The 24506-nt window shown below is 65.8% G+C and carries 27 protein-coding genes and 1 riboswitch; of the genes, 17 read left to right on the forward strand and 10 right to left on the reverse strand.

Going from position 1 to position 24506, the window contains the following annotated elements; all coding sequences use genetic code 11:
- Positions 1 to 4: 4 nt before the first annotated feature.
- Together ON44_RS03095 and ON44_RS03100 are read right to left on the reverse strand one after the other, a co-directional pair.
- Complete coding sequence (locus ON44_RS03095; protein ID WP_051181424.1) at positions 5 to 577, reverse strand: methylated-DNA--[protein]-cysteine S-methyltransferase; 573 nt, start codon at positions 575 to 577, stop codon at positions 5 to 7.
- 52 nt (positions 578 to 629) lie between these two features.
- Positions 630 to 944, reverse strand: coding sequence for a hypothetical protein (locus ON44_RS03100; RefSeq protein ID WP_040686248.1), 315 nt, complete (start codon positions 942 to 944; stop codon positions 630 to 632).
- Between the two features lie 62 nt (positions 945 to 1006).
- Here ON44_RS03100 and yczR point away from each other — a divergent pair, with 62 nt between their 5' ends.
- Positions 1007 to 2509 carry a MocR-like transcription factor YczR gene (yczR, locus tag ON44_RS03105; RefSeq protein WP_040686249.1) on the forward strand — a complete coding sequence of 501 codons (1503 nt, stop codon included), beginning with the start codon at positions 1007 to 1009 and terminating at the stop codon, positions 2507 to 2509.
- 23 nt (positions 2510 to 2532) lie between these two features.
- Complete coding sequence (locus ON44_RS03110; RefSeq protein WP_040686250.1) at positions 2533 to 3234, forward strand: NUDIX hydrolase; 702 nt, start codon at positions 2533 to 2535, stop codon at positions 3232 to 3234.
- 7 nt (positions 3235 to 3241) lie between these two features.
- Here the strand turns inward: ON44_RS03110 and ON44_RS03115 are convergent, their stop codons facing one another.
- Positions 3242 to 4297, reverse strand: a complete 1056-nt coding sequence (locus ON44_RS03115) for a CaiB/BaiF CoA transferase family protein (RefSeq protein WP_051181433.1) — start codon at positions 4295 to 4297, stop codon at positions 3242 to 3244.
- A gap of 168 nt (positions 4298 to 4465) precedes the next feature.
- A complete protein-coding gene (locus tag ON44_RS03120) occupies positions 4466 to 4780 on the reverse strand; it encodes a hypothetical protein (RefSeq protein WP_040686251.1) in 315 nt (104 codons plus the stop codon).
- 86 nt (positions 4781 to 4866) lie between these two features.
- Between ON44_RS03120 and ON44_RS03125 the strand changes: the two genes are divergently transcribed.
- From ON44_RS03125 to ON44_RS03135, 3 genes are all read left to right on the forward strand, one after another.
- A complete protein-coding gene (locus tag ON44_RS03125; RefSeq protein WP_040686252.1) occupies positions 4867 to 5463 on the forward strand; it encodes a TetR/AcrR family transcriptional regulator in 597 nt (198 codons plus the stop codon).
- A gap of 120 nt (positions 5464 to 5583) precedes the next feature.
- Positions 5584 to 6528 carry a daunorubicin resistance protein DrrA family ABC transporter ATP-binding protein gene (locus ON44_RS03130; RefSeq protein ID WP_040686253.1) on the forward strand — a complete coding sequence of 315 codons (945 nt, stop codon included), beginning with the start codon at positions 5584 to 5586 and terminating at the stop codon, positions 6526 to 6528.
- Positions 6525 to 7286, forward strand: coding sequence for an ABC transporter permease (locus ON44_RS03135; RefSeq protein ID WP_040686254.1), 762 nt, complete (start codon positions 6525 to 6527; stop codon positions 7284 to 7286). Before ON44_RS03130 ends, ON44_RS03135 begins: the two co-directional genes overlap by 4 nt.
- Here the strand turns inward: ON44_RS03135 and ON44_RS03140 are convergent.
- Positions 7270 to 10470 (reverse strand): BTAD domain-containing putative transcriptional regulator, encoded by a 3201-nt coding sequence (locus tag ON44_RS03140; RefSeq protein WP_040686278.1) that lies wholly within the window; start codon positions 10468 to 10470, stop codon positions 7270 to 7272. The two genes, ON44_RS03135 and ON44_RS03140, sit on opposite strands and share 17 nt — an antisense overlap.
- Positions 10471 to 10795: 325 nt before the next feature.
- Between ON44_RS03140 and ON44_RS03145 the strand changes: the two genes are divergently transcribed.
- The 4 genes from ON44_RS03145 to ON44_RS03160 all read left to right on the forward strand — a co-directional run bounded on the left by ON44_RS03145 (position 10796) and on the right by ON44_RS03160 (position 13450).
- Positions 10796 to 11440, forward strand: a complete 645-nt coding sequence (locus ON44_RS03145; protein ID WP_040686255.1) for a DUF4097 family beta strand repeat-containing protein — start codon at positions 10796 to 10798, stop codon at positions 11438 to 11440.
- A gap of 341 nt (positions 11441 to 11781) precedes the next feature.
- Entirely contained in the window at positions 11782 to 11919 is a 138-nt protein-coding gene (locus ON44_RS49900) for a hypothetical protein (protein WP_157187038.1), read from the forward strand.
- Between the two features lie 3 nt (positions 11920 to 11922).
- Entirely contained in the window at positions 11923 to 12123 is a 201-nt protein-coding gene (locus tag ON44_RS03155; protein ID WP_040686257.1) for a ferredoxin, read from the forward strand.
- 100 nt (positions 12124 to 12223) lie between these two features.
- Positions 12224 to 13450 carry a cytochrome P450 gene (locus tag ON44_RS03160; RefSeq protein ID WP_040686258.1) on the forward strand — a complete coding sequence of 409 codons (1227 nt, stop codon included), beginning with the start codon at positions 12224 to 12226 and terminating at the stop codon, positions 13448 to 13450.
- A 9-nt stretch (positions 13451 to 13459) separates the two neighbouring features.
- On the opposite strand, the gene ON44_RS03165 is transcribed toward ON44_RS03160, so the two are convergent.
- Positions 13460 to 13900: a hypothetical protein gene (locus ON44_RS03165; RefSeq protein WP_157187039.1), complete on the reverse strand. Its 441-nt coding sequence runs from the start codon at positions 13898 to 13900 to the stop codon at positions 13460 to 13462.
- A gap of 446 nt (positions 13901 to 14346) precedes the next feature.
- Here ON44_RS03165 and ON44_RS03170 point away from each other — a divergent pair, with 446 nt between their 5' ends.
- Both ON44_RS03170 and ON44_RS03175 read left to right on the forward strand, forming a co-directional pair.
- Positions 14347 to 15009 carry a hypothetical protein gene (locus ON44_RS03170; RefSeq protein ID WP_040686260.1) on the forward strand — a complete coding sequence of 221 codons (663 nt, stop codon included), beginning with the start codon at positions 14347 to 14349 and terminating at the stop codon, positions 15007 to 15009.
- Positions 14999 to 15754, forward strand: coding sequence for a DUF8020 domain-containing protein (locus ON44_RS03175; protein ID WP_157187040.1), 756 nt, complete (start codon positions 14999 to 15001; stop codon positions 15752 to 15754). Before ON44_RS03170 ends, ON44_RS03175 begins: the two co-directional genes overlap by 11 nt.
- A gap of 103 nt (positions 15755 to 15857) precedes the next feature.
- Here ON44_RS03175 and ON44_RS03180 read toward each other — a convergent pair whose 3' ends face one another.
- The 3 genes from ON44_RS03180 to ON44_RS03190 form a co-directional block, all read right to left on the reverse strand.
- Positions 15858 to 17072 (reverse strand): O-succinylhomoserine sulfhydrylase, encoded by a 1215-nt coding sequence (locus ON44_RS03180; protein WP_040686261.1) that lies wholly within the window; start codon positions 17070 to 17072, stop codon positions 15858 to 15860.
- Positions 17069 to 17485 carry a rhodanese-like domain-containing protein gene (locus ON44_RS03185; protein ID WP_040686280.1) on the reverse strand — a complete coding sequence of 139 codons (417 nt, stop codon included), beginning with the start codon at positions 17483 to 17485 and terminating at the stop codon, positions 17069 to 17071. Before ON44_RS03185 ends, ON44_RS03180 begins: the two co-directional genes overlap by 4 nt.
- Before the next feature lie 14 nt (positions 17486 to 17499).
- Positions 17500 to 17616: riboswitch (SAM riboswitch) on the reverse strand.
- A gap of 65 nt (positions 17617 to 17681) precedes the next feature.
- Positions 17682 to 18137, reverse strand: coding sequence for an Rv0361 family membrane protein (locus tag ON44_RS03190; RefSeq protein ID WP_040686262.1), 456 nt, complete (start codon positions 18135 to 18137; stop codon positions 17682 to 17684).
- A gap of 354 nt (positions 18138 to 18491) precedes the next feature.
- Between ON44_RS03190 and ON44_RS03195 the strand changes: the two genes are divergently transcribed.
- Complete coding sequence (locus tag ON44_RS03195) at positions 18492 to 19907, forward strand: FAD-dependent oxidoreductase (protein ID WP_051181428.1); 1416 nt, start codon at positions 18492 to 18494, stop codon at positions 19905 to 19907.
- A 125-nt stretch (positions 19908 to 20032) separates the two neighbouring features.
- The gene (locus ON44_RS03200) at positions 20033 to 20905 is read left to right on the forward strand and encodes an amidohydrolase family protein (RefSeq protein ID WP_040686263.1); all 873 of its coding nucleotides are present in this window, start codon (positions 20033 to 20035) and stop codon (positions 20903 to 20905) included.
- Between the two features lie 294 nt (positions 20906 to 21199).
- Here ON44_RS03200 and ON44_RS03205 read toward each other — a convergent pair whose 3' ends face one another.
- Positions 21200 to 21682, reverse strand: a complete 483-nt coding sequence (locus ON44_RS03205; RefSeq protein ID WP_040686264.1) for a DUF456 domain-containing protein — start codon at positions 21680 to 21682, stop codon at positions 21200 to 21202.
- Positions 21683 to 21827: 145 nt separating this feature from the next.
- On the opposite strand from ON44_RS03205, the gene ON44_RS03210 reads away from it, so the two are divergent.
- The 4 genes from ON44_RS03210 to ON44_RS03225 all read left to right on the forward strand — a co-directional run bounded on the left by ON44_RS03210 (position 21828) and on the right by ON44_RS03225 (position 24298).
- On the forward strand, positions 21828 to 22571 hold the full coding sequence (locus tag ON44_RS03210; RefSeq protein WP_040686265.1) for an SDR family NAD(P)-dependent oxidoreductase: 744 nt from the start codon (positions 21828 to 21830) through the stop codon (positions 22569 to 22571).
- 100 nt (positions 22572 to 22671) lie between these two features.
- Positions 22672 to 23118, forward strand: a complete 447-nt coding sequence (locus ON44_RS03215; RefSeq protein WP_040686266.1) for an RpiB/LacA/LacB family sugar-phosphate isomerase — start codon at positions 22672 to 22674, stop codon at positions 23116 to 23118.
- A gap of 40 nt (positions 23119 to 23158) precedes the next feature.
- Positions 23159 to 23800 carry a DJ-1/PfpI family protein gene (locus tag ON44_RS03220; RefSeq protein WP_040686267.1) on the forward strand — a complete coding sequence of 214 codons (642 nt, stop codon included), beginning with the start codon at positions 23159 to 23161 and terminating at the stop codon, positions 23798 to 23800.
- Positions 23801 to 23845: 45 nt separating this feature from the next.
- On the forward strand, positions 23846 to 24298 hold the full coding sequence (locus ON44_RS03225; protein ID WP_040686268.1) for a MarR family winged helix-turn-helix transcriptional regulator: 453 nt from the start codon (positions 23846 to 23848) through the stop codon (positions 24296 to 24298).
- Positions 24299 to 24506: the final 208 nt, after the last annotated feature.

Here is a 24506-nt window from a genome sequence, read left to right on the forward strand (position 1 = left end):
CTGGTCAGAAGAGGGTGGGTTCGCCGAAGCCGGGGGTGCGTTCGATTTCCAGAAGGCGTTGTTTGGTGGTGATGCCGCCGGGGGCGGAGAAGCCGGTGAGGGCGTGGTCAGCGGCCAGGACTCGATGGCACGGGATGATCAGGGGGATCGGGTTGCGGCCGAGGGCCTGTCCGACGGCTTGGGCCGCGCCGGGCGCGCCGATACGGTCGGCGACCTGGCCGTAGCAGAGGGTGTGGCCGGGATCTATCGCACGGGTCACTTCGTAGACGGCGCGGTGGAATTCCGGAATTCCATTGGTGGTCACGGGAATCCAGCGCAGATCGTCGAGTTCCCCGGCGAGGTGGGCTTGGATGCGGGCGATGGCATCGGCGATCGGGCCGATGGGGTTCGCCTCCGGAATTTCCGCGGAGTCCGGAATTCGGCTGCTGCGACGCATGATCCGGGTCCGCGTCGCGGCGGGGCTCGCCTCGGGCAGTCCGAATCGGAATACGCAATCGTCGGTCCAGGCGATCGCGCAGGTGCCGATTGCGGTCTCGAACAGCGCCGACCCGGTGACCGGGCGAGCGGAAGCACTCATACGGTCAGTGTGCACGCCGGGTCCGACATCTTCGAGCAGACCAGTCCAGTTCTCAGAAACTGGCCTGTATGCCACCGATGGTCGGCTTCACCGCTCCGCAACTCGGGTTCGAGATCCGGCGTTGCACGGCTCGCCCGGGATGCGCGAGGGCCGACGCATCCGGATCCGGAACATCATTGCGGCCGTAGATCGCGGCGAGATCCGCGTATTGGCGCTGGTTTTCGTAGTACGACGGCGACCAGTCGGTCAGCGGTCCCGGCGCGTGGAACCGTTCGAGGCGGAAAACCTCACTCGGGCGTCGCGGTGCGAACCGGTGGACGAGATAGGCGAAGGCGGCGACGACGAGGAGGGTGGCGAGAGCGGTCATAGAACTCAGCGTGCGCCCACTGGCCTTGCCATTAAATATCCACTTGGCTAATACTGGACTTTATGTCGACGAGAGTTATCGGTGCCGCCAGCCTTGCCCGCGATCTGGGGAGTTGGCGCAGTGCGGACGAGAACGGCGAACCGGGGGAGCGCCGGTCGACGCGTCCGGCCTATCTGGCTCTCGCCGAAGGTATCCGCCTGCTCATCCATGATGGTCGCGCACCGCTCGGCGTCGCACTGCCCAGTGAGCGCGACCTCGCCACCACTCTCGGCGTCAGTCGCACGACCATCACCTCCACCTACAGCCTGCTGCGCGAACACGGCTACCTCATCAGCCGTCAGGGTTCGCGCAGTACCGTCGCCCTCCCGCGCGACGTGCAGCACGACGGCACCAAACCGGCCCGCAGCATCCTGGCGATGATGGCCCAACCGGAACTGCCGACCATCGATATGACCTACGCCGCCATGGCCGCGCCCCTGGAGATGCAGGAGGCGTACTCCGTTGCGCTGCAAGGTCTTCCGGCCTATCTGGGCACGCATGGTATGGATCCGGTCGGTGTGCTCGCACTGCGCGAGGCACTGGCCCGCCGCTACACCGAACGTGGCCTGCCCACCGAACCGGACCAGATCCTGGTCACCCTGGGTGCCCAGCACGGCCTGCGCCTGCTGCTCAATGTGCTCACCGCGCCCGCGGCCCGAGTGCTCATCGACCACCCGACGTATCCGAATGCCATCGAGGCGATCCGCGATGTCGGCGCCCGCCCGGTGCCGGTGCCGCTGCGCCCCGAAACCCCGGAATCCGGCTGGGATCTCGACGGAATCCGCAGTGCCGCAAGGCAAACCGCGGCCACCCTGGCCTACCTGGTGCCGGATTTCAACAACCCGACCGGCCTGCTGCTCGACGCCGACGGCCGCGCCGAACTGACCGCCATCGCCCGCGAGACCCGGATGACCGTGGTGATCGACGAGTCGATGGTTGACCTGAGCCTGACCGACCGGATCGCGCCCCCGCCGGTCGCGGCCTTTGCCAAGGGCAGCGAGATCATCACCATCGGCTCGGCCTCGAAATCCTTCTGGGGTGGTCTGCGCGTCGGCTGGATTCGCACCAACCAGTCACTGATCACCAAACTGCTCGGCATCCGCTCCACCGTCGACCTCGGCACGCCCGTCATGGATCAGTTGGCCACCATCCACCTGCTGGAGAATGCCGAGACCATCCTCACCCGCCGTCGCGACCAACTCCGCGCCCAGCGTGCGGCCCTGCTCGCCACGCTCGGCGAAGAGCTCCCGGACTGGCGCACGATCGTCGGCGACGGCGGCATGTCCGTCTGGGCGCAGCTACCGGCTCCGGTCTCGACGGCACTGGCCGCCACCGCCCCCAACCACGGTGTATTGCTCGCCGCCGGACCGAGATTCGGTGTCCAAGGCGCCTTCGAACGCTTCATCCGCCTGCCCTTCACCCACCCCGAACCCGAGCTCCGTTTGGCGGTGAAGTCCATCGCCACCGCCTACGAAGCCCTCACCCCCCGCGCCGCCGACCCCCTCCAACCGCTCACCTGTTACTGACGGGGTAGTGCAATATCGAGGGTATGGATCTCATTTCGGGACCGCGTGTCCCCGATAGTGTTGACGGCTTCCGCGAGTTGGCGGGCGCACGGTTGGGCGGATTTCCGCATACGGAGGTTGCCGACGCACCGGGTCTTCGTCGGGCGGCGGTGTTGCTGTGCGTGGTGGCAGTAGACGGTCCGCCGTCGCTGATGGTCATCAGACGCGCGTATCGCGGTCGGAATGCCGGGCAGTGGGCGCTGCCGGGTGGGCGGGTCGACGACGGGGAAACCGTTGAGCAAGCGGCGATACGCGAATTGCACGAGGAACTCGGACTGACCGCGAGCCCGGCCGATCTGCTCGGCAGGCTCGACGACTTTCCCGCCGCATCGGGTTTCGTCATCACCCCGATCGTGGCGGCTCTCGCCGACGTGACCGAGTTGCGGCCGAGTCCGGACGAGGTCCACTCGGTCCATCAAGTGGATCTCGCCCGGCTGGCCGCCGACGATGTCCCGCATTGGGTGCATCCGAACGAGGCAGTGCGGCAACAGGATCTGCGGTCCGATACCCCTTCGGTGCCCTACGAAGGCCCTGGTCTACTGCAGATGCGCCTCGCCGAGAACATGACCATCCACGCACCGACCGGTGCCATGCTCTGGCAGTTCCGCGAAGTTCTGCTGCTGGGGCGCGACCCGGCCGCCGCCCGAATCGCACACTTCGCCCAGCCGGACTGGACGCGCCACTAACGAATTATCAATCCGCCCAAACGGATTCGAACGGCGTCGCCGTGCTGGGCGGCGGGGTGGGCGTACCGGCAGGGGTGCGCGAGAAGCGCGGGGCAGGCGCGTGCTGGACGACACCGTCGATCTCGATCAACCCGGTGCGGGCGACAATGTGTGGATTCTGTTCTGCCTCGGTGAAAGTCAGTACCGGTGTCGTGCACGCATCGGTGCCATCGAAGATCGCGGCCCACTCGTCCCGCGTCTTGGTCTTGAACTTCTCCGCGAACAGCTTCTTCAGCTGATCCTGACCATTCGGATCGAGCTGTGCAGGCAGACCTTCGGGATCGATCTCCAAGCCCTGCAACAGTTCCGCGTAGAACTGCGGCTCGATCGCCCCGACGGCCATGTACTTGCCGTCCGAGGTCTCGTAGGTGTCGTAGAACGACATGCCGGTATCGAGCAGGTTGGTGCCGCGCTCATCCGACCACAGGCCCATACCGCGCATACCCCAGATCATGTGCGAAAGGGCAAGCGCCCCATCGATCATCGCCGAGTCGATGACCTGCCCCTTGCCCGAACTCTGCCGCTCCACCAGCGCCGCGAGAATGCCGAATACCAGGAACATCGAGCCGCCACCGAAGTCGCCGACCATATTCAGCGGCGGCACCGGCCGCTCGCCCTTGCGGCCGATGGCGTGCAGCACACCGGTCAGCGAGATGTAGTTGATGTCGTGTCCGGCGCGTTCGGCGAGCGGGCCGTCCTGACCCCAGCCGGTCATCCGGCCGTAGACCAGCTTCGGATTGCGCGCGAGCACGGCATCCGGGCCGAGGCCCATGCGCTCGGTGACGCCGGGCCGGAAGCCCTCGATCAGCACATCGGCCTTCTCGGCGAGTGCGAGCACCTTCTCGATATCCGCCGGATCCTTCAGATTGGCCTCGACGATGGTGCGCCCGCGCCACTGCGGCCGCTCCATGAAGCCGGGCAGCATATTGGGCCGCTGTACCCGCACCACATCGGCGCCGAGGTCGGCCAGCAGCAGCGCCGCATGCGGACCGGGGCCGATACCGGCCAGCTCGATGACCTTGATGCCCGCGAGCGGGCCTTGCTGAGGGGGACGGCAGCCGGCGGAGCCGGCGGGGTGGGTAAATCCTGTGGCGGTGGATGGTGTGCTCACGCCTTACCTCGGTTCGTCGTTGATCCAGCGCTCCCCGGGCCGAGCCGAGGCTGTATTGACAGTATGACAATAACGCCGAAGCTATATGCGAGATGGGTTCGCGAGCCCTAGGGCGGAGTTGAGTCGATAAGCCCCGCCGCGGCCGTGGAATACCGCCATCGGCAGCGCGCCCGCGAAGGCGGCACCGATTCCCGCGTAGACATGCGACGGCAGGTCGGCCCAGTATCCGATGACGACCGCGAGTGCGAGTCCGAATGTGCCTGCCACCGCATTGCGCAGCGGATCGTTACCCCACACATTCGGAAACTGTTCGCCGACCATGCCTTTGACGAAATGCGGTACCGCATTCGCGCCGAACAGTCCGGCCAGCGCGGATAGCAGAATCGTGTGCCACATGACTAGCCACCTTCTTTTCAGTCAACGGTTGTAGACCGAAAACTAGCATGGCGCCCGGCTTCGGTCAACGCTCGTAGACTGAGCTCATGGATTCTCGCCCTCTCAGCCGCGCCGAGCAACGGCAGAGCACACAATCCCGGATCCTGGACGCGGCCCGGCGGTTGTTCGCGGAGGTCGGCTACGACCGGGCCACCATTCGCGCGATCGCCGCCGAGGCGCAGACCGATCCCGGACTGGTGATGCGCTATTTCGGGTCGAAAGACAACCTCTTCGCCCAGGCTTCCGGTTTCGAACAGGAAGACCTCGTGACCGGCACGCCCGAAGAGGCGGCCGGGCAACTGCTCGCGGCCCTCGAAACCAAGCTCGCCCAGCAGCCCACCGACGCGCTCGCCGCGATCCGGTCCATGTTCACCCATCCCGACGCCGCCGCCGAAGTGCAACTCGCCATGGTGTCCCGGCAGCGGCAGGCCGCACAGCACCTGGCCGACGACGATGCGGACCTGCGCGCCGGGCTCATCGGCGCGATCACCATCGGCACCGTCATCGGTCGCCACTTGCTCCAGCTCGACGGACTGCGCGACGCCCCGCCCGAGCGGATCACCGCCCTGCTCCGCGAAGCCTTCCTCGACATCGCCTGCGGCCCAACGGCCGAACCCTCGGATGGCTCGACTGGTCGTGGGTAGTGGCCGCGGACCGATGTCCGCGTCCCGGCTTGTCCGAGGTGACCAGGTCGGACACCCGCGTCAGTAGACGTGTCAGGTCGGTGTCAGGTCAGTATCAGGCCGACCGATGACAGTCGTCGCATGACAACTTCAGCAATTGCAGCTTCCGGGCTGCGGAAGGCCTACGGGGACAAGGTCGTCCTCGATGGCATTGATTTGAATATCGGTGCCGGCACGATCTTTTCGCTGCTCGGTCCGAATGGTGCGGGCAAGACGACGACAGTGAACGTGCTGACCACGCTGTTGAAGGCCGATGGCGGCACAGCGCATGTCGCCGGGCACGATATCGCGTCCGAGACCAAGGCGGTGCGCGCGGCGATCGGGGTCACCGGTCAGTTCGCGGCGGTGGATGATCTGCTGACGGGGGAAGAGAACCTCCAGTTGATGGCGGATCTGCACCGTCTGCGGGGCGGCGAGGCCAAGCGGGTGGTCACCGAACTGCTGGAACGATTCGATCTGGTGGAGTCGGCGCGAAAGCGGGCAGCGACCTATTCCGGCGGTATGCGCCGGAAGCTGGACCTGGCGATGACACTGGTGACCAGGCCGGAAATCGTATTCCTGGACGAGCCGACAACGGGGCTGGATCCGCGTAGCCGTCGCACGATGTGGGAAATCGTGCGGGATTTGACGGCCGGTGGTGTGACGATCTTCCTCACCACGCAGTACCTCGAGGAAGCCGATCAGCTGGCCGACCGGATCGCGGTGCTCGACCAGGGCCGGATAGTCGCCGAGGGCACTCCCGACGACCTCAAGCGCCGGGTACCGGGCAGCCACATCCGGCTCCGGTTCACCACTGTCGTGGAACTGGATGCGGCGGCGGGCATCCTGCCCGGCTCCACCCGGGACGACGAGGCTCTGACCTTGCGAGTGCCGGGCGACGGCGGCACGAAATCATTGCGCCACCTGCTGGATCGGCTCGCCGAAATCGCGATCGAGGCCGATGAGGTCTCCGTCCACACCCCCGACCTCGATGATGTTTTCCTTTCCCTGACCGGTCACGCGACCACGGAGGCCAACGCACAATGAGCACCATTACCGCACCGCTGGCCGATTCGACGATCATGCTGCGGCGCAACTTCAAACACATCGCCCGGACTCCGGTCACGGTATTCAACGCGGCTCTGATGCCGGTCGTGATGATGTTGATCTTCGTGTACGTATTCGGCAGCGCCTTCGATGTCGGCGAACACTACATCGACTACGCGACACCGGGCATGATCCTGCTGGCCATCAGCTACGGGTTGTCGGGCACCGCGGTATCGGTGAGCTCCGACATGGCGAAGGGCATCATCAACCGGTTCAAGGTCATGGATGTCTCCCGTAGCGCCGTACTGACCGGTCACGTCGTGGCCACCATACTGACCAATGCGGTAGCCATCGCGGCCGTTATCGGTGTGGCCTTCGCGCTGGGGTTCCGGCCGCCCGCTACCGCACTCGACTGGCTCGGCGCGATCGGCATCATGGCGGCGACGTCTTTCGCGGCCTCCTGGCTCACGGTGGCGTTGGGTATGGCTGCGAAAACTCCGGAATCCGCGGGCATGGGCGTGGTGCCGCTGATCATGCTGCCCTTTGTGAGCAGCGCGGTCGTGCCCGCCGACAAGATGGGACAGGGCGTCCGGCAGTTCGCGCAGTATCAGCCCTTCACGCCGATCATCGAAGCGTTGCGTGGATTTCTCAACGGTCACCCGTCGGGCGGCTACACGGCCGCCGCCCTCGCCTGGTGTGCCGGGTTCGCCATCGTCGGATACCTGTGGTCACGTGCCACGTTCAACAAGCGAGCGTAGTCGCGACCAGTTCACGCCAGTCCGCCTCCGCACCCTCCCTCATCGCCTCGGTGAAGCGCGCTTCACCGAGGCGATGTCGTGCTGTCTGCTCGATGCGGGCCACATCCGGTTGGGAACGATCGGGCAGTCCGCGTACTCCGGCACTCGCTGAGAGCAGCCGCACGGCCTGCTCGATTTGGTCGGCACGCAGCGCCAGGTCCGCGATGCCTACGAGCACCTGGGCGATGAGGGGCGCGTATCCCGCCTCGGACGCCGCCCGGAAGGCGGCTGCGTATTCTTCGCCGGCCTCGTCGAGACCGTCTGCGAGGTAGCCGAGCAGGTTATGTGTCACCGCCCTGATCTGCGCCTGCTCCGCATCGCTGCCCAGCGCGGTTGTCGCGACGCCGATCTGCCGGTATGTCTGCTCGGTGTCGCCGCTCCACCGGGCCAGTTCCGCCTTCTCCAGTGCCAAAACAGCCAGTGTGTTCGGCCAGGCGGACTGATCCGCGCACCGCTGCGCCTCGGCCATGGCCGCCGCGCTCGCCTCCGCATCACCCAGCAGCCAGTACAGCTGAGCCTGCCGCGACCGCATTCGGACGACATCGTCGATTGTGCCCACCTCGGTGACCACCGCGATCGCCTGATCGAAATACCGGCAGGCAGTGGCGAATTCGCCGCGCACGGCGATTCGATCCGCCAGCTCGGTCAGCGCGAACGAAATCCCCCAGCGCTCGCCGATGGCCCGGAACTCGGCGAGCGCGGTCTCGAGATACTCGTCCGCCTCCCGCCCGTCCTGGCCGAGCACGATCCGCATCCTGCCCAGGAGCAGCCGGGCCAGTGCACGCACCCAGGGGTCTTCGTCGGTGAGCAGTGGTTCGAACGCGGACAGATACTGGTCCGGCCCCCGCAACATGTGTTCCAGCGCGGCGGTGAACGCCAGCAGCGGGTAGCGGGAGCGACTGCGCTGGCTGAACCGGTATGCCTTGTGGATCCATTCGTCCACCTGGCGCTCGTCATTGGGGCCGGAGGACATGAAGTGCACGATCAGCCCGTACACGATGGCCAGGGTCTCATCGTCCACCTCGCCGGGCAGGTCGGCGGCCGCGGTGATCAGCTCCATGCCCTCGGCCTTGTGCCCGCTGAGCCACCAGTACCAGCCCGCTGCCGCCGCGAGCCGCATCGCCCCCGCCGCGTCCCCGGCCGCGAGCGCGCCACGCATCGCGACGGCGATGTTGTCGTGCTCGGCCTCGAGCGTGGCGAGCCACACCAGCTGGTCGGCGCGGCGCAGGTGCGGCTCCGCGGTCGCGGTGAGTTCGGTGACGTACGAAAGATGCTCTCGGCGTACAAGATCCGATTCCCCCGACTCCACGAGCCGGTCCCGGGCGTACTGCTTGATCGTGTCGAGCATCCGATAGCGCGGCCCACCGGACGAGCCGCTGGGAGGAGCACTGTCCTCCACGGTGAGCAGCAGCGATTTCTCGGTCAGCGCGGTCAGCAGCTCCAGCACCTCCCACCGCTCGACCGCTGTATTCTTCCCACCCCCCTGATCTTCGGGCCCGCCGCCCGTGTCCGCGCAGACCTGCTCGGCCGCCTCCAAACTCGCGCCGCCGGAGAACACCGCGAGCCTGCGCAGCACCATCCGTTCGGCATCGGTGAGCAGCTCCCAGCTCCAGTCGACCACCGCTCGCAATGTCCGGTGCTGCGGAATCGCGGTACGGCTGCCGCCGGTCAGCAGGCGGAACCGATCGTCGAGGCGGTTGGCGAGCTGGTCGAGGGACATGGTGCGCAGTCTGGCCGCGGCCAGTTCGATAGCCAGCGGTATCCCGTCGAGCGCCCGGCAGACGCGCGCCATGGTCGACAGTGTGCGGGCATCGGCCGCGAGGTCCTTGTGCACCGCACCGGCCCGGTCCCGCAGTAGCCGAACGGCCGGGGAGGACTCGATCTCGCCGAGGTCCGCGTCCTGCGCGGGCAACCCCAGCGGCACGACCTGCCATAACGCCTCGCCCGTGATGCCGAGCGATTCCCTGCTCGTCGCCAGGATCCGCAGCCGCTGACATTCACCGAGCAGCCGGTGGGCGAATGCCGCCGCGGCGTCGATCACGTGCTCACAGTTGTCCAGGATCAACAACGTCTCGCGCTCGCGGAGCGCCGCGATGAGCCGGTCCATCGGTTCCGCATTCGGCGCGGCGCCGAGCAGCGCATCCCGGAGCCCGAGTGCGGCGATCGCCGATTGTGCCACGTCACCACTTGTGCCGACGGACGCCAATTCGACCAGCCAGGCCCCGTCCGGTAGGTCGTCGAGCAGGGTCCGTGCGGTTTCCAGGGCCAGCCTGGTTTTCCCCGAGCCACCGGGCCCGGTCACCGTGGTGAGCCGATGTGCCGCAATGAGTTCGCGCACCGCGGCAATGTCCCCGTTCTTGCCGACGAAGCTGGTCAACTCGGCCCGCAGGTTCGTCTTGCGGTCGTTGTCCTGCGCTCCGATTTCGCCGCGCAGCAGCGCAACGTGCAGTGCGGAGAGTTCCGGTGCGGGATCCACGCCCAGCGTGTCGGCGAGTGCTTCCCTGGCACGTTGGTACACGACCAGTGCTTCGGCGCCACGACCCGCGGCGACCAATGCCCGCATCAGCGCGGCGACGAGCCGTTCCCGCACCGGATGCCGGGCCACCAACTCGGTCAGCTCGGCGACCAGCTCCGCACCCCGGCCGAGGCGGATCTCCGCTTCGTAAAGATCCTCCATGGCGGCCAGGCGCAGCCCCTCGAGCCGGCTGATCACCACGTCGAGGGCCGCACTGTCCTGCACACCGATGTCCTGCATCAGCGCACCGCGCCACAGGTCGAGGGCCTCGCGCAGCAGCTCGGCCTGTCGTGCGTCGTCACCGCCGCGGGCCCGGTCGAGAAGCTGTTCGAACCGCACGGCGTCGACAGCGTCGGATTCCACCGTGAGCCGGTATCCGCCCGCCTGCACGTCCAGCGACCCGTCCGGCAGCACCCGCCGCAGCCGGGAGACCAGTGCCTGCAGGGCGTTCGCCGCGTCGGAGGGCGGCTGTTCACCCCAGATCCAGTCGACCAGCGTCGCTTTCGGGACCGCGCGGCCGGGTTCGAGCGCAAGGGCGATCAACAGCGCCCGTAACCGGGTGCCCGGTACCTCGATCAATCCGCCGTCGTCTAATCGGATTTCGAGCGGTCCAAGCATCCCGATCTGCACCCGGACCATTGTGCCGTGAGCGAGAGATCAGCGCGGCCCGCCCCTCGGATGACCACGCTCCGCTGGCGGAACACATTGCCGGGTGGGCAATTCGATGCCCCCGACCGCGCGATATGCGGCACTGTCGCGATGGCTCGATTCCTGTTCGTCACTCCTTTGTCGGCTGTGACCAGGCCGAACACCGTATCAGTGCGCGTGTCAGATCGGTGTCAGGTCGGTGTCAGCCGGGCTCGCGACAGTGTTCATGTCAACAACACGGCAACCACCGGCTGGGTCCGCTGACCCGGCCTCCCAATTCACACACCACGCTGAAGGAGTAACAGCCATGACTACGTTCCAGACCCCGGAACCGATCGCCGTCACCGTCGAGGTGCTCTCCGGCAACGTCACGGTCATCGCCTCCGACCGCATCGACACCATCGTCGAGGTCCGGCCGGCCGATGCGTCCAAGAAGGGTGACGTGCGCGCCGCCGAGCAGACCAAGGTCGATTTCGTCGCGGGCACCCTGACCGTGAAAACGCCGAAAGACTGGCGGACCTACACACCGTTCGGCGGCAACCCGTCGATCGAGGTGACCATCGAGGTGCCCACCGGCTCCCGGCTCGAGGGCACCGCCGGTGTGGGCCGATTGCTGGGCACCGGCGAACTCGGCCAGTGCGACCTGGAGATCGCCGCCGGAGACATCATCATCGAGCGCCCGCGCGGTTCGGTGACCGCGAAAGCCGCCAAGGGCGATATCCGCATCGGCGAAGCATCGCGCGGCGTGCTCCGGCTGGAAACCTCCATGGGCGAGCTGGAGGTAGGTATCCATCCGGGCAGCGCGGCCCGGCTGGAAACCAACGCCCAGTACGGCACCGTGCAGAACCAGATGCAACCGGTCGACCGGGCCGAGCGCAATGCGGACACCGTGCAGGTATATGCGCGAAACTCCTACGGCAACATCATCATTCGGCACGCCATCGCCGCCTAGTGCACCCCGCTCCGCCACCCCGGGCCTGTCCACACACCGGCTGCACGACGCCACATCAGCGTTGCGCACCAGGGCCGGTCGGCTTGCCTGGGGTCGCGCTTCGAACTGCGGTGTGGCTGCCCGAGATGATCTCTGCCCGTTGATTTCCGAACGGCCGCGTGGCCGCTTCGAACCGGTACGACGATCAACGCAAGAGGGGTTCTGACCGCCACGGAGATGGATGGCGTTGTGCCGGTGGGTAATTCGCTGGGCGCGGCCGTATGACCAGGACGAACACCGTCTCGGCGGACGTGTCAGGTCGGTGTCAGGTCGATATCAGCCGGGCTGGCGACAGTGTTCGTGTGAATAGTTCAGCAATTTCAGCTTGTGGACTGCGGAAGGCATACGGGGACAAGGTGTTCCCCGATGGCATCGAGTTGCGCACCAACGTGCTCATCTACGGCGTGCGCTCCTTCCCGGTCACTTGGCAGAAGGGGTAACCGATGGAACTCAGAGTGGACCGGGAGCGCTGCATCGGCGCCGGTATGTGCGTCCTGACCGCCCCCGGGGTGTTCGACCAGGACACCGCGGACGGCCGGGTGGTGCCGCTGGACCTCACACCCGCGCCCGAGCGGGAGCATGCCGTCCGCGAAGCCACCGAAGTGTGCCCGTCCGGCGCGATCACCATCGTCTCCGGCGATTAGAGCCAACCGCTTCCCACCACCGCCCACACCGGAGACGTTGCGCGCTTCTCCGGCCTGTCGACCGGTCAACTTATCTCTACTACCTGATTAGGAAAACCCGATGAGTGCAACGGTTCCCGTCCCCCACGGCCTCCCCATGGAACGCAATGCGGGCCCCTTCGACCCGCCTCGCGAAATCACCCGGCTGCGCGAGGCTCGCCCGGTCAGTCCCCTCGTCTTCCCCGACGGTCACAAGGGCTGGTTGGTCACCGGCTACGAGGAGGTCCGCCAGCTCATGGCCGACACCCGGTTCAGCTCCCGCCAGGACATCGGCATTGTCCACGTGCCGTACGAGACCCCCGGCATGCCGGTCGCTACCGAACCTTCCCCGCAGATTCCGGGCTTGTTCGTCGCCATGGACCCGCCGGACCACACCCGGTTGCGGCGCAAGCTCACCGGCGCCTTCACCGTCAAGCGCATGAAGCAGCTCGAAGAGCACATCATCGACATTGTCGAGCGGCAGTTGGACGAGATGGCGCGCCTGACCCCGCCGGTCGACCTGGTCAAAGCGTTCGCGCTGCCGGTGCCCTCGCTGGTGATCTGCGAATTGCTCGGTGTCCCCTACGAGGACCGGGACACCTTCCAGGTCAACTCCGCCAAGTTCCTGGTCAAGGACCAGGTGCTCGAGGAGAAGATGGCCGCGTACGGCGCAATGACCATGTACCTGGCCGGACTTGTCACGCGCAAACGCGCCGAACCCGGCGAGGACATCCTGTCCGACCTGGCCCGCGATGACGACCTCACCATCGAGGAATTGACCGGCATCGCCTTCCTGCTGCTGCTCGCGGGTCACGAAACCACCGCCAACATGCTGGGACTCGGCACCTTCGCGCTCTTGGAGCACCCCGTGCAGCTGGCCGAACTGCGCGCCGACCCGGAGTTGGTGCCCGATGCCGTCGAGGAGCTCATGCGCTACCTGTCCGTTGCCGATATCTTCTATCGCTACGCCACGGAGGACATCGAACTCGGCGGCGAAACGATCGGCATGGGATCGACCGTCGTTATTTCACTGCTGGCGGCCAACCGCGACCCTCGGCGCTTCCACAACTCCGACAGCCTGGACATCCACCGTAGGGCCCGGGGTCTGGTGGCCTTCGGCCACGGCATCCACCAATGCCTCGGCCAGCAGCTGGCCCGCATCGAAATGCGCGCCGGTTTCGACGGACTGCTGCGTCGCTTCCCGACTCTCGAACTCGCCATCCACGCCGACGAGGTGAAGCTCAGGACCGACATGAATATCTACGGCGTCCACGAACTGCCGGTCACCTGGACGGAAACGGCGCGGTAAAGGCGGCAGTTATTCGAGTCCGTCCGGGGTGTACAGACGTACCGCTCGAACCGCGGCGGCGACCGCTACGAGCGGGGGTATGCGATGGCCGTGTCCGCCGCCCGCCGACCACGCGAGGCGGAGTCCCGAAACGGGGGCCAGGGACCATGCGACGCGGCCGACGTGGAGTACCGCCCCGCAGCGTTGGAGGTACTCGATGGCCCGATCGGCTTTGCTGATGCCGGTGACGAGTCGGATATGGCGCCCGACCGGGCCATCGATAGCGATGGTGGGTCCCGACAGGCCGTTGTCCTGGAAAAACAACTCCACCCCGAGTCGCAGCGGGGCGGGTAGCTCGATTCCGGCGCGTTCCACTCCGAACGTCACCACGAGCGTGTCGTCGGTGTGGCTGATCGACCAATCGAACCGGTTGGCCGTGGCGGCGGATTCGGCGGCGGCCGCGGATGTCATTGGATTTGTCGGTGTCGCAATCAGTGTGCACTCCCTTTCGAGCATCGGCAGTGTTCGCGGAACGCGCATATGCCCGGACGTCGGTGGTGAGACGCCACATCGTTACGCGGGCCGACCGGTTGGGGGAGGGCATCGGGCAATCGCCTTGCCCGAGGTCCGCTCTCTGGGGTCCAGGTTTTGTTCGAGGAGATGTCGTGGACCGGAAGACCGTTTCGGCCGATGTTCTCGAGAATCCAGCAGAAGGTAGCTACGAACCTCGCTGGCCATGTAGCTAATATGAAGCTATCGAGCGCGAAAATTTAATTAAGATCGATCCGGTAAATCTGTGAACTGGCTGTTTCTCCCAGCTAGAGTCCTTGGCTATGACTGATTTGCAAGCAAGCGTCGGCGGGTGTGCCTTCGCGCGCGATATGTGGGCAACTGAAAGGTTATGGCTGTCACGGTCCGTGCGGACTATCCTCGTCGGACTCGCCGGCCAACTGAGCGGGCTCGGACCACAGGCATGGACTCGCTATGAAGACGGTGAGCTGGAATTCCTGGAGGCGCGTGAGTTCCAACTAGCCCTGCTGCGCGTGCACAGTGTGCTCGCGAACGAGATCGACGCCGGGATGTCGGAAGCCGCTGCCGCCGCCCTCGACCACACGGCCGGGCTGGGCGACGTCGCCGCCGTCACCGGCCTGGACCGGGCGCATACCTATCAACGCTGGGGCACCCTCACCGCGGTCGGTGAACGTATTGCGCTCATCATCTCGCAGCCGTGGCCGGATGCCGGGCCGTCTGTCCTCCGGTCCTCCGAAGCGCTCTACGAGCGGGATCGGCGTTGGTGGCGGGTGAGCAGCGCCGCGAGACGCAACGCCCATTACGCCATCGTTGTCGTCGACCGACTGGTCCAGCGGGTATACGCGATCGACCCGGACGGTTGGCAACCGGATTCCACGGGAACGCGGTGGGAGTTCCAGGCGCTCGGGTCCGAACCGCTATCGCAGATCCACGTGGACCGTGCCTACCGAAAGGGTCACCTACCGGTCCGATTGGGCGACCCCTATCCCGCCCGGCTGGATCGCGCGTGCGTCCCCAGTTACTTCTCGGATGGACACGATGGCGACTGAGGACATCGATGCCTTCCCCCATTACCAGCTGATCGAGGCCTTTGCGGACTTCTGTTATAGAAAAGGACATTTCATGATCGAAATCTCTCGCATCGCGGCGATCGGTATCGCATGTGTTGCAGCAATCGCTCCGGTAACCGCCCGCGCGGAAGCACCCGCCGAACATGACATCGAGTACAAGGTCACCTCGGTGGAAGGTGTCGTGACAACCACGCTATCGGGAGGGACCTTCGTGCTCGACCACGATCACAGCTCGTTCACGATTCGCGATGAGAGCGGCGCACCCGTGATGGTCGTGCCAACGCGATTCGCCGTGGGCGACAAGGTGCTCACAGTCGACTCCGCACTCAGCAAAGACGCGAGGGAACTGCGGTTGACGCACGGTGAGCTGCGAATCGCCGCCGCACCGGTCGCGACGCCGGTCGCATCGCCCGTCGAGAACCAGGCCGCGCTGGCGGAGTTCTCGACCCGAATGGGGCTCGCCGCCACGATCGGCACATTCGTCGGCACCACGATCGGTCTGGTCGTCGGAGGCGTTACCGGATGCATTATGGGTTTGCCGCTGCTCGGGGTGGGCTGCATACCTGCCGCGATCGCCGGTGCGGGGATCGGCGGCATTCTGGGGACAATTGTCGCCGGGGGACCGGTCCTGGTGCTTTCGGCCGTGGAGCTGATCGACACGCTCAACGCGCCCGACGGTACGACTAAATGGGCGCAGAACTCTTCGCTGAAACCTGCGAATTAGGTGATCAGCACTACAAACCATCGACCACATTCCATCGCGGGAAGCCGGCCACCAGCCGGCCGACTTCCCCACGGACGTCACCAACGTCACGGCCTCATGCCGTCTAGCTCAGCGCGTAGTCCAAATCGCCCAGCAGATCCTCGACATCCTCGAGTCCCACCGAGATGCGGACCACACCGTCGGACAGGCCGATGGTGGCGCGGCCTTCGGGGCCCATGGCGCGGTGGGTTGTGGTGGCGGGGTGGGTGATGAGGGTTTTGGAATCGCCGAGGTTGTTGGAGATATCGATGATGCGCAGGCGGTTGAGGACCTCGAAGGCGCGCTTCTTGGCCTCGGCCTCCGGCGCATTCAGTTCGAAGGTGACCACGGTGCCGCCGCCGCTCATCTGGCTGGTCGCCAGGTCGTACTGCGGATGCGACTCCAGGTACGGATAGCGCACCCATGAGACGGATTTGTTGCCCTCGAGGAAGCGGGCGATGCGCAGTGCGGATTCGGTCGAGTGACGCACGCGCAGCGGCATGGTCTCCAAACCCTTGAGCAGGGTCCATGCGTTGAACGGGCTCAGCGCCGGACCGGTATGGCGCATAAGGGTTTTCACCGGACCGTCGATGTAGTCCTCGGCGCCGAGGATCGCACCGCCGAGCACCCGGCCCTGACCATCGATGTGCTTGGTGCCCGAATACACCAGTACATCGGCACCGAGTTCGAAACCGCGCTGCAGCAGCGGCGTGGCGAAGACGTTGTCCAGCACCACTTTCGCACCCGCGGCATGCGCGAGTTCGGTCACCCGGCGCACATCGACCAGCGTCTGCATCGGATTGGCCGGTGTCTCGAAGAACACGGCCTGGGTCGGCACCGAAAGCGCCTGCTCCCACTGATCCAGATCATCGCCGTCGACGAAGACCGTCTCCACACCCCAGCGCGGCAGAATCTCGTTGCACACCACGAAGCACGAGCCGAACAGGCTGCGCGCGGCCACAAGTCGATCGCCCGCGCCCAAAAGCGCGCCGAGCGCGGTGAATACGGCCGACATGCCGCTCGCGGTCGCGAAACATGCTTCGGCGCCATCGATCAGACGCAGCCGCTCCTCGAACATGGCGACCGTCGGGTTGCCGTAGCGGGAATAGACGAAATGCTCGATATCGCCGGTGAACGCGGCCTCGGCCGCCTCGGCGCTCTCATAGACGAAACCGGAGGACAGATACAGCGCCTCGGCGGTCTCCTCGAATCCCGAGCGGCGCAGGCCACCTCGCACGCCGAGCGTCGCGGGACCGACACCTTCGGGCAGCGGCTTGTCGAACGCACCACCGGTGATCATGACTGCCGCCAGGGCAGGCCGATGGCGCGCCAGCCGGAGCCGCCGCGGTGTCCGAGCTCATCGATCGGGCCTTCGAAGCCCTCCAGCACATTGAACGACGGGGCGATGCCTGCCCCGGTCGCGGCGACCGCCGCACCGATGGAACGTTGTCCGGAGCGACAGAGGAAGACGACGGGCGCCGCCGGATCGCGACCCTCCAGCGCCTTGGTCAACTGCTCGACGAACTCACCGTTGCGGGCGCCGTTGCTGTCGACCCATTCGATCAGCACCGTCGGCCGTTCGATCGAAGTCGTATCCGGCACGCCGACGAAACGCCATTCGGCCTCGGTGCGCACGTCTACCAAGACGGCTTCGGGATTGTCCTGCAGCAACTCCCACGCCTGCTGTGGGGTGATGTCACCGGCATATGTCATGCGATCCTCCTGTGAATCCACGCTTGCCGCACCTGGGTTTCGGTGCGCGGCCAGGTCGTCACCCGGAGCACCCCACCGCGGAGGAGGGTTGCCGACCAGCCAGCCGGGGCTTGGCGCTGGTACTCATGACCCGAAAACGAGATTGCCTGGGCAGGGGCCGTCATGTCAAACCCCAGTTCGCACCGCGCATAGGGAATCAACCGCAGACGATCCATCGGTCTTGGGAGCGGGTCAGATTCCAGGTGGCCGGGGTCTCCCGGCCGTCGACCGCGATGGTCACCGTCGCCTTGGCCCGATCGCCGTCGACCATCGCATTTTCAATCTTGGTGACCTTGATCGACTTTCCGGCCGCGGCCCCACCGAACTGACCCGCGAGCGGCGTCTTGCTCTCGTCGAAGCCCTGACAGGCCACGCCCGGTGGCGGCGTGTTGTCGGTGGTGGCGCGGGCCTCCGCGTAGCGCTGCACCGCGGTCGCGATCTTGTCCGATTCTGTGACATTTTTCTCAGCGGGCGAAAGCACTGCACCGAGCACGATCGCGACCAGCACGACAGCGGCGAAGACGGCCGCCGCGATGAACGGCGCGATGGAGCGACGATCGGTCTGATCGACCTCGATTACGGGTTCTTCATCGGTGCCCTGCTGCTCTGTCATGGGTCGATCATCCCTGGTGGACGGCGATATCCGGCATTCGGCCCCGAGACCTGCGCCGCGAGGATTTGATAGATGTGCGCGGAGCGGGTAGTCACGGTAGGTGGGCCGGGGCAGCAAACACCCGGTGTACGCACCGCCGCAGGGTGCGCACTGTGCCACCGATAGAATCGCGAGACTGCGGCCTGCTGTCATAGCCGAGATGGCCGCCTGTCCGCATCGGCAGATGCGACCGAGAGGGTGCGTCAAGTTAGCCTAAGCTAAGACTGACGCCGTTAATTGTTTCGACCATAAGGGTGCGCGTAAAAGATGACCGAACACAGTGCTGAGTCGACTAGCGGTGCGCACGGGCCCTCCGTGGTTACGCAAGCTGCCTCCTCCGGGCCTGACGCGCACACCGCGGGGCCTCGCCCGCTTCGCATCGCGATCGTGGGCGCAGGACCGGCCGGTATCTACGCCGCCGACGCGTTGATGAAGTCCGATGCCGAGGTGAGCATCGACCTGTACGAGCGCATGCCCGCGCCGTTCGGGTTGATCCGCTACGGCGTCGCGCCGGACCATCCGCGCATCAAGGGCATCATCACCGCCCTGCACAAGGTGCTGGACAAGCCGCAGGTCCGCCTGCTCGGCAACATCGACTACGGCACCGACATCACCCTCGACGATCTGCGCACGTTCTATGACGCGGTGATCTTCTCCACCGGCGCCAACGCCGACCGCGCGCTGCCCATCCCCGGCATCGATCTGGACGGCAGCTACGGCGCCGCGGACTTCGTCTCCTGGTACGACGGTCATCCGGACGTGCCGCGCACCTGGCCGCTGGAGGCGGAGAAGGTCGCGGTCCTGGGTGTCGGCAATGTCGCACTCGACGTGGCGCGCGTGCTGGCCAAGACCGGCGACGAACTGCTGCCGACCGAGATCCCGCCGAACGTCTACAACGGCCTGAAGGCCAATAAGGCGATCGAGGTGCACGTCTTCGGCCGCCGCGGCCCAGCGCAGGCCAAGTTCACCCCGCTCGAGCTGCGCGAACTCGACCATTCGCCGACCATCGAGGTCATCGTCGATCCCGAGGACATCGACTACGACGAGGGGTCCGAGGCCGCGCGCCGGCACTCCAAGCAGGTCGACATGATCTCCAACACCCTGGAGCAGTGGGCCATCCGCGACGTCGGCAACCGCCCGCACAAGCTGTTCCTGCACTTCTTCGAGTCCCCGGCCGAGATCCTCGGCGAGGATGGCAAGGTCGCCGGCCTGCGCACCGAGCGCACCCAGCTCGACGGCACCGGCAATGTCAAGGGCACCGGCGTGTTCAAGGACTGGGACGTCCAGGCCGTCTACCGCGCCGTCGGCTACCTGTCGCAGAACCTCACCAACCTGCCGTTCGACGACCAGGCCGGTGTCGTTCCGAACGAGGCCGGACGCGTCCTCGCCGACGAAGACGCCGACGGTCCGGATCGCTATCTGCCCGCCACCTACGTCACCGGCTGGATCAAGCGCGGTCCGGTCGGCCTCATCGGTCACACAAAGGGCGACGCCAACGAGACCGTTGCCTGCCTGCTCGACGACAGCGTGAACTTCGCACCGGCCGCCAAGCCGGAACTGGATGCGGTCACCGAATTCCTCGAGAGCAAAGGCATCCCGTTCACCACCTGGCAGGGCTGGTACCGCCTGGACGCGCACGAGCGCGCCCTCGGCGAGCCGGAGGGCCGCGAGCGCGTCAAGGTCGTCGAGCGCGAGGACATGCTGCGCGCCAGCGAGCCGCACAAGGTCTAGTGCGAATGCCCACAGGGGGTGACCGTCACCTCCTGTGGTTCTCGACAATCCGACACGGCTGCGGCAGCGCGAAATCTGTCGGGTCTGCGGCAGCGGAAATTCCGTGACTGAGGCATTCTGTACAAGTGTTCGATGCCCATCTCCACATCTTCGACCCGCGGTTCCCGCTGGCCGAGAACCAGGGCTACCTGCCCGACCCGTTCACCATCGCCGATTATCGAAAGCGTATGTCGCGCTTCGATGTCGGCGGCGGCGCCGTGGTCAGCGGATCCTTCCAAGGCACCGATCAGACCTACCTGAAATCGGCGCTGGCGGAGCTCGGCGAGGGCTGGGTCGGCGTCACCGCGCTGGACCCCGACGCCACCGACGAAGAGATCATCGAACTCGACCGGATCGGTGTGCGCGCGCTGCGGTTCAACGTCAAGCGTGCGGCCGCGGATATCACCGCGATGACACTGCAGGCATTGCGCGCGCACGACCTCGTCGGCTGGCACGTCGAGGTGTACATCGACGGCAATATGCTCACCTCGATGCAGCCGGTGATCTCGAAGCTGCCGGTGTTCTCCATCGACCATCTCGGCATGTCCGAGGAGGGTCTGCCCTATCTGCTGGACCTGGTGGATCGCGGGGCGCGGGTGAAGGCGACCGGTTTCGGGCGGGTGCATATGAAAGTGGTCGAAACGCTGCGCCGGATCCACGCGGTCAATCCCGAAGCGCTGATGTTCGGCACTGATCTGCCCGGCACCCGCGCGGGGCGACCGTTCCAGGATTCCGATGTCGATCTGATCTGCGATGTGGTGGGCACCGATATGTTCAAGGTGCTGGAAGACAACGCCCGGGCGTTCTACCGACTGCCTGCCCGCGATCGAGCGATCCAGGCCGATCCGACGCCGACCCTGCCGATCCACCGCACCGAGCAGCCGACCCTGCCGCTGCGGCGCGATGAGCTACCGAAACTCGAACCGGCCGATACGATTCCGTTCCCCGCCATCGAGTGAGTACGACGCGGCCGTGGGCCGGTCGCTGCCGCTCATTTGCCGAGTTCGTCCCGACTTCAGGATCGTCGGACATAGCCTTCTTGCATGACCGAAACTCCAGCGGGGACCGGTTACCCAAGTTATCCACAGGGATCATCCCCAGGCCGTGTTGATATTGATTCTCGGGATTCTGAGCGTGGTCATGTGGCTCCCGATCGGGCCGTTCGCCTGGTTCATGGGGCGGCGTGCACTGACCGCCATCGATCGCTCCGGCGGCACGATCGGTGGCCGCGGCATGATGATAAACGCTGATGATCAGGCGATGATCGCGCCGACAACCCAGACGCCCGTGGCCAACAGCGCACCGAAGAGCTCGATGAGCATCGACAAGCCGACACCCTTGAGTGCGTGAACCGTTGCCTGCCAAGCGGGTTGGTTTTCACGGAGACGGTGGAGCTCCGAAAGGTACACGCCCAGAACGAATCCCACAAACAACCCGACGACCGGGATGATGAAAAAGCCCACGATGCCGAAGATCGCGCCGACGAACAACGCACGATTGGACACGCCCGCATCCTTCATCTTCCGCCCCGGCCAGGTGTACTTGATGACACCGGAGAGCACCAGAAACGCGGTGCTGATCGCGAGCACGATCCACGCGGTCGTACCCCCGGTCATGAACGCCCACACGGCGATGGCCCCGAAGATCAAAATGGCCCCCGGCAGAATCGGGACGATGATCCCGACCAGCCCGACCAGAATTACCAGGCCGACAACGACCTCACCCCAAGCTGACACTGCCGGTCCCTCCGCTTTCCGCGTCTTGTCACGCTGCCAGGATTCTGGCCTATTCACCCCGTCGGTGCACAGTGTCGATTCCCGGTGTTTGTGAGGCCGCTCACAGGTTGTCACAGCGTGAGCGGGCCGGTGCGTCTTAGTGGGCATGACGAACACGGAACAGACCACAGTGTTGATCACCGGAGCCAACAAGGGCCTCGGTCTCGAAGCGGCGCGGCGGCTCGGGGCGCAGGGGTGGACGGTTTTCCTCGGCTCGCGCGACGCAGCTCGAGGACAGTCCGCCGCGGACAAACTCGCCGCTGAGGGGGTGAACGTCGTGATGGTGCCGCTGGATGTGACCTCGGAGGAGTCGGTGTCGGATGCGGTACGGCTCGTTCGCGGACACACCGACCGGCTGGATGTGTTGATCAACAACGCCGGTGCACCGGGGAATATTGTTGCGCCCGCGGACGCGACCGCGGACGAAATCCATTCCGTCTACGACACCAACGTGTACGGACCGATCAGGGTCACGCACGCGTTTCTGCCCTTGCTGCAGGCGGCGGACAATCCGCGGGTGGTGATGGTGTCCAGTGGTGGCGGTTCCTTCGCGGTCGTGACCGATCCGGAGCAGCCCGTCTCGAAGATGCACGAGCTCGCCTACAGCTCGTCGAAAGCGGCGCTGAACATGATCACCCTGCGGTACGCCCAGGCACTGCCGAAGATCAAGTTCAACGTCGCGACTCCTGGTGAGGTCGCGAATCGCAAATTCGCCGCCACCGATATGAACAATCACACCGGCCAACTGACGGTCACCGAGGGCACCGACTCGATCCTCGAACTCGCCACGATCGACGCCGACGGGCCGACCGGGATATTCATCGATCGCCTCGGCCCCGTTGCCTGGTGACCGCTGGCGCGGAACCGAGCCGCGGTCCGTCCTCTAATCGGCGGACGGGCCGCCGGCCGTTTTCGGGGTTGGGCGGTGGGGGCGTCATTACGCTTGGGGTATGCGAATTTCGGTTGCGGCGGATGAGCGGGTGGGGGTGGCCGAGGAGCTGGTGGTGGAGCTCGGGCGGCGGGGCTTCGAGACATTGGTGCATGGGGCGTTGTCGGATAGTGAGCGGGATGACTGGGCGTGGGCCAGTGAGGCTGCGGCGCGCGATGTGGCCGAGGGGCGGGCGGAGCAGGGGGTGGTGTGCTGTTGGACGGGGACCGGGGCTTCTATCGCCGCCAACAAGGTGGCGGGGATACGGGCCGCGCTGTGTGGTGATGCGGCGACAGCGGCTGGTGCGCGGAAGTGGAATGACGCGAATGTGCTTGCGCTGAGCCTACGTTCGACTTCCCGAGCGGAACTGACGGAGATTCTGGACGCGTGGTTCGGCGGTGAACCGAGTGCTGATGTAGAGGATCGTGCCAATATCGCGCATCTGGCGAAGATCGAACGCGGACACTGAGGAATTGACAGTATGCTGTCGTATATGACAGCATACTGTCATGCCTACGAAGATAGTTCACATGGCCGTCTACGACACTCTCGCCGATTGGGAGGTCGGTGCAGCGACCGCGCATATCAATCGGCCCAGCTGGCAGAAAGCGCCGGGAACCTTCCGGGTGCGGACCGTTGGGCTCACCGCCGACCCGATCATCACGACGGGCGGAATGCGCGTCGTGCCGGATGTGCTGCTCGCCGATCTCACGCCCGCCGCGAGCGCGATGTTGATCCTGCCCGGCGCCGACACTTGGGAGACGGGCGAACTCGTGCCCTTCGCGCACAAGGCGCGGGAGTTCCTGGACGCGGGGGTTCCGGTCGCGGCGATCTGCGGTGCCACCTTCGGATTGGCGAAGGAGGGCCTGCTCGATAACCACGCCCATACCGGCGCGGCTGCGGAATACCTTGCCTACAGCGGATATTCGGGCGGTGATCGTTATCTGGACCGGGCGGCGGTACTGGACGGCGATCTCATCACCGCGGGTCCGACCGCGCCTTTCGAATTCGCTCGCGAGGTGCTGCGCAGGCTCGACGTCTACGAGCCGCACGTGCTGGACGCGTGGTACCGCTTGTTCGGCAAGAGCGATCCGGCGGGATTCGCCGCGCTTTCCGAGTACGAGGCGCAGCGGGTCGCCGCTTCCGCGTGAGGAAGAATCCGCGGCGAGTCGCGGACCCGGATAGGAGTTTCTGATATGAGTGACACACCCGAGCAGGATCTCTTCGCAACGGCCGCTATCACCTCATTCCAGCTGAACGGTCAATTCCTCACCATCGCAGAGGAATTGGCCGCTCCCGCCGGAATTACGGCGGCCTGGTGGCAGGTGCTCGGCGCGGTGCTGCGCGAACCGCTGCCGGTGGCCGGAATCGCCCGAGCCATGGGGATCACCAGGCAGAGCGTGCAGCGCATCGCGGACCTATTGGTGGACAAGGGGCTTGCCGAATTCCAACCCAATCCGGCGCACCGCCGCGCCAAACTCGTAGCCGTCACCGACACAGGCCGCGAAGCCATCAAACGCATAAACCCCCAGCACGCACTCATGGCAAAACGACTCGCCGCCAAACTCCCCCCCGACCAACTCGCCCTGACCGTCCACCTCATGACCCAACTCTCCACCGCCCTAGCCACCATCACCGACGAACCCTGACCCCCAGCTCCCATCCGCCACCGCCGCCAACCCCAGCACCCGACTGGACAGATGATCACGTGGAAACCATGGCGGCAAACCGCGAGAAGCCTCCGCCACCACTTCCACCTGATCTTGATCCCACGCTCGAGAACGCAACCACAGCCAGTCGACCACGCTGGAAGCTGCGAGCCTGCCCACCCGGCTGCGGAAGGTAAGCCGGGTACGG

The organism is Nocardia vinacea NBRC 16497 (assembly GCF_000308835.1).
Lineage (GTDB): Bacteria > Actinomycetota > Actinomycetes > Mycobacteriales > Mycobacteriaceae > Nocardia > Nocardia vinacea.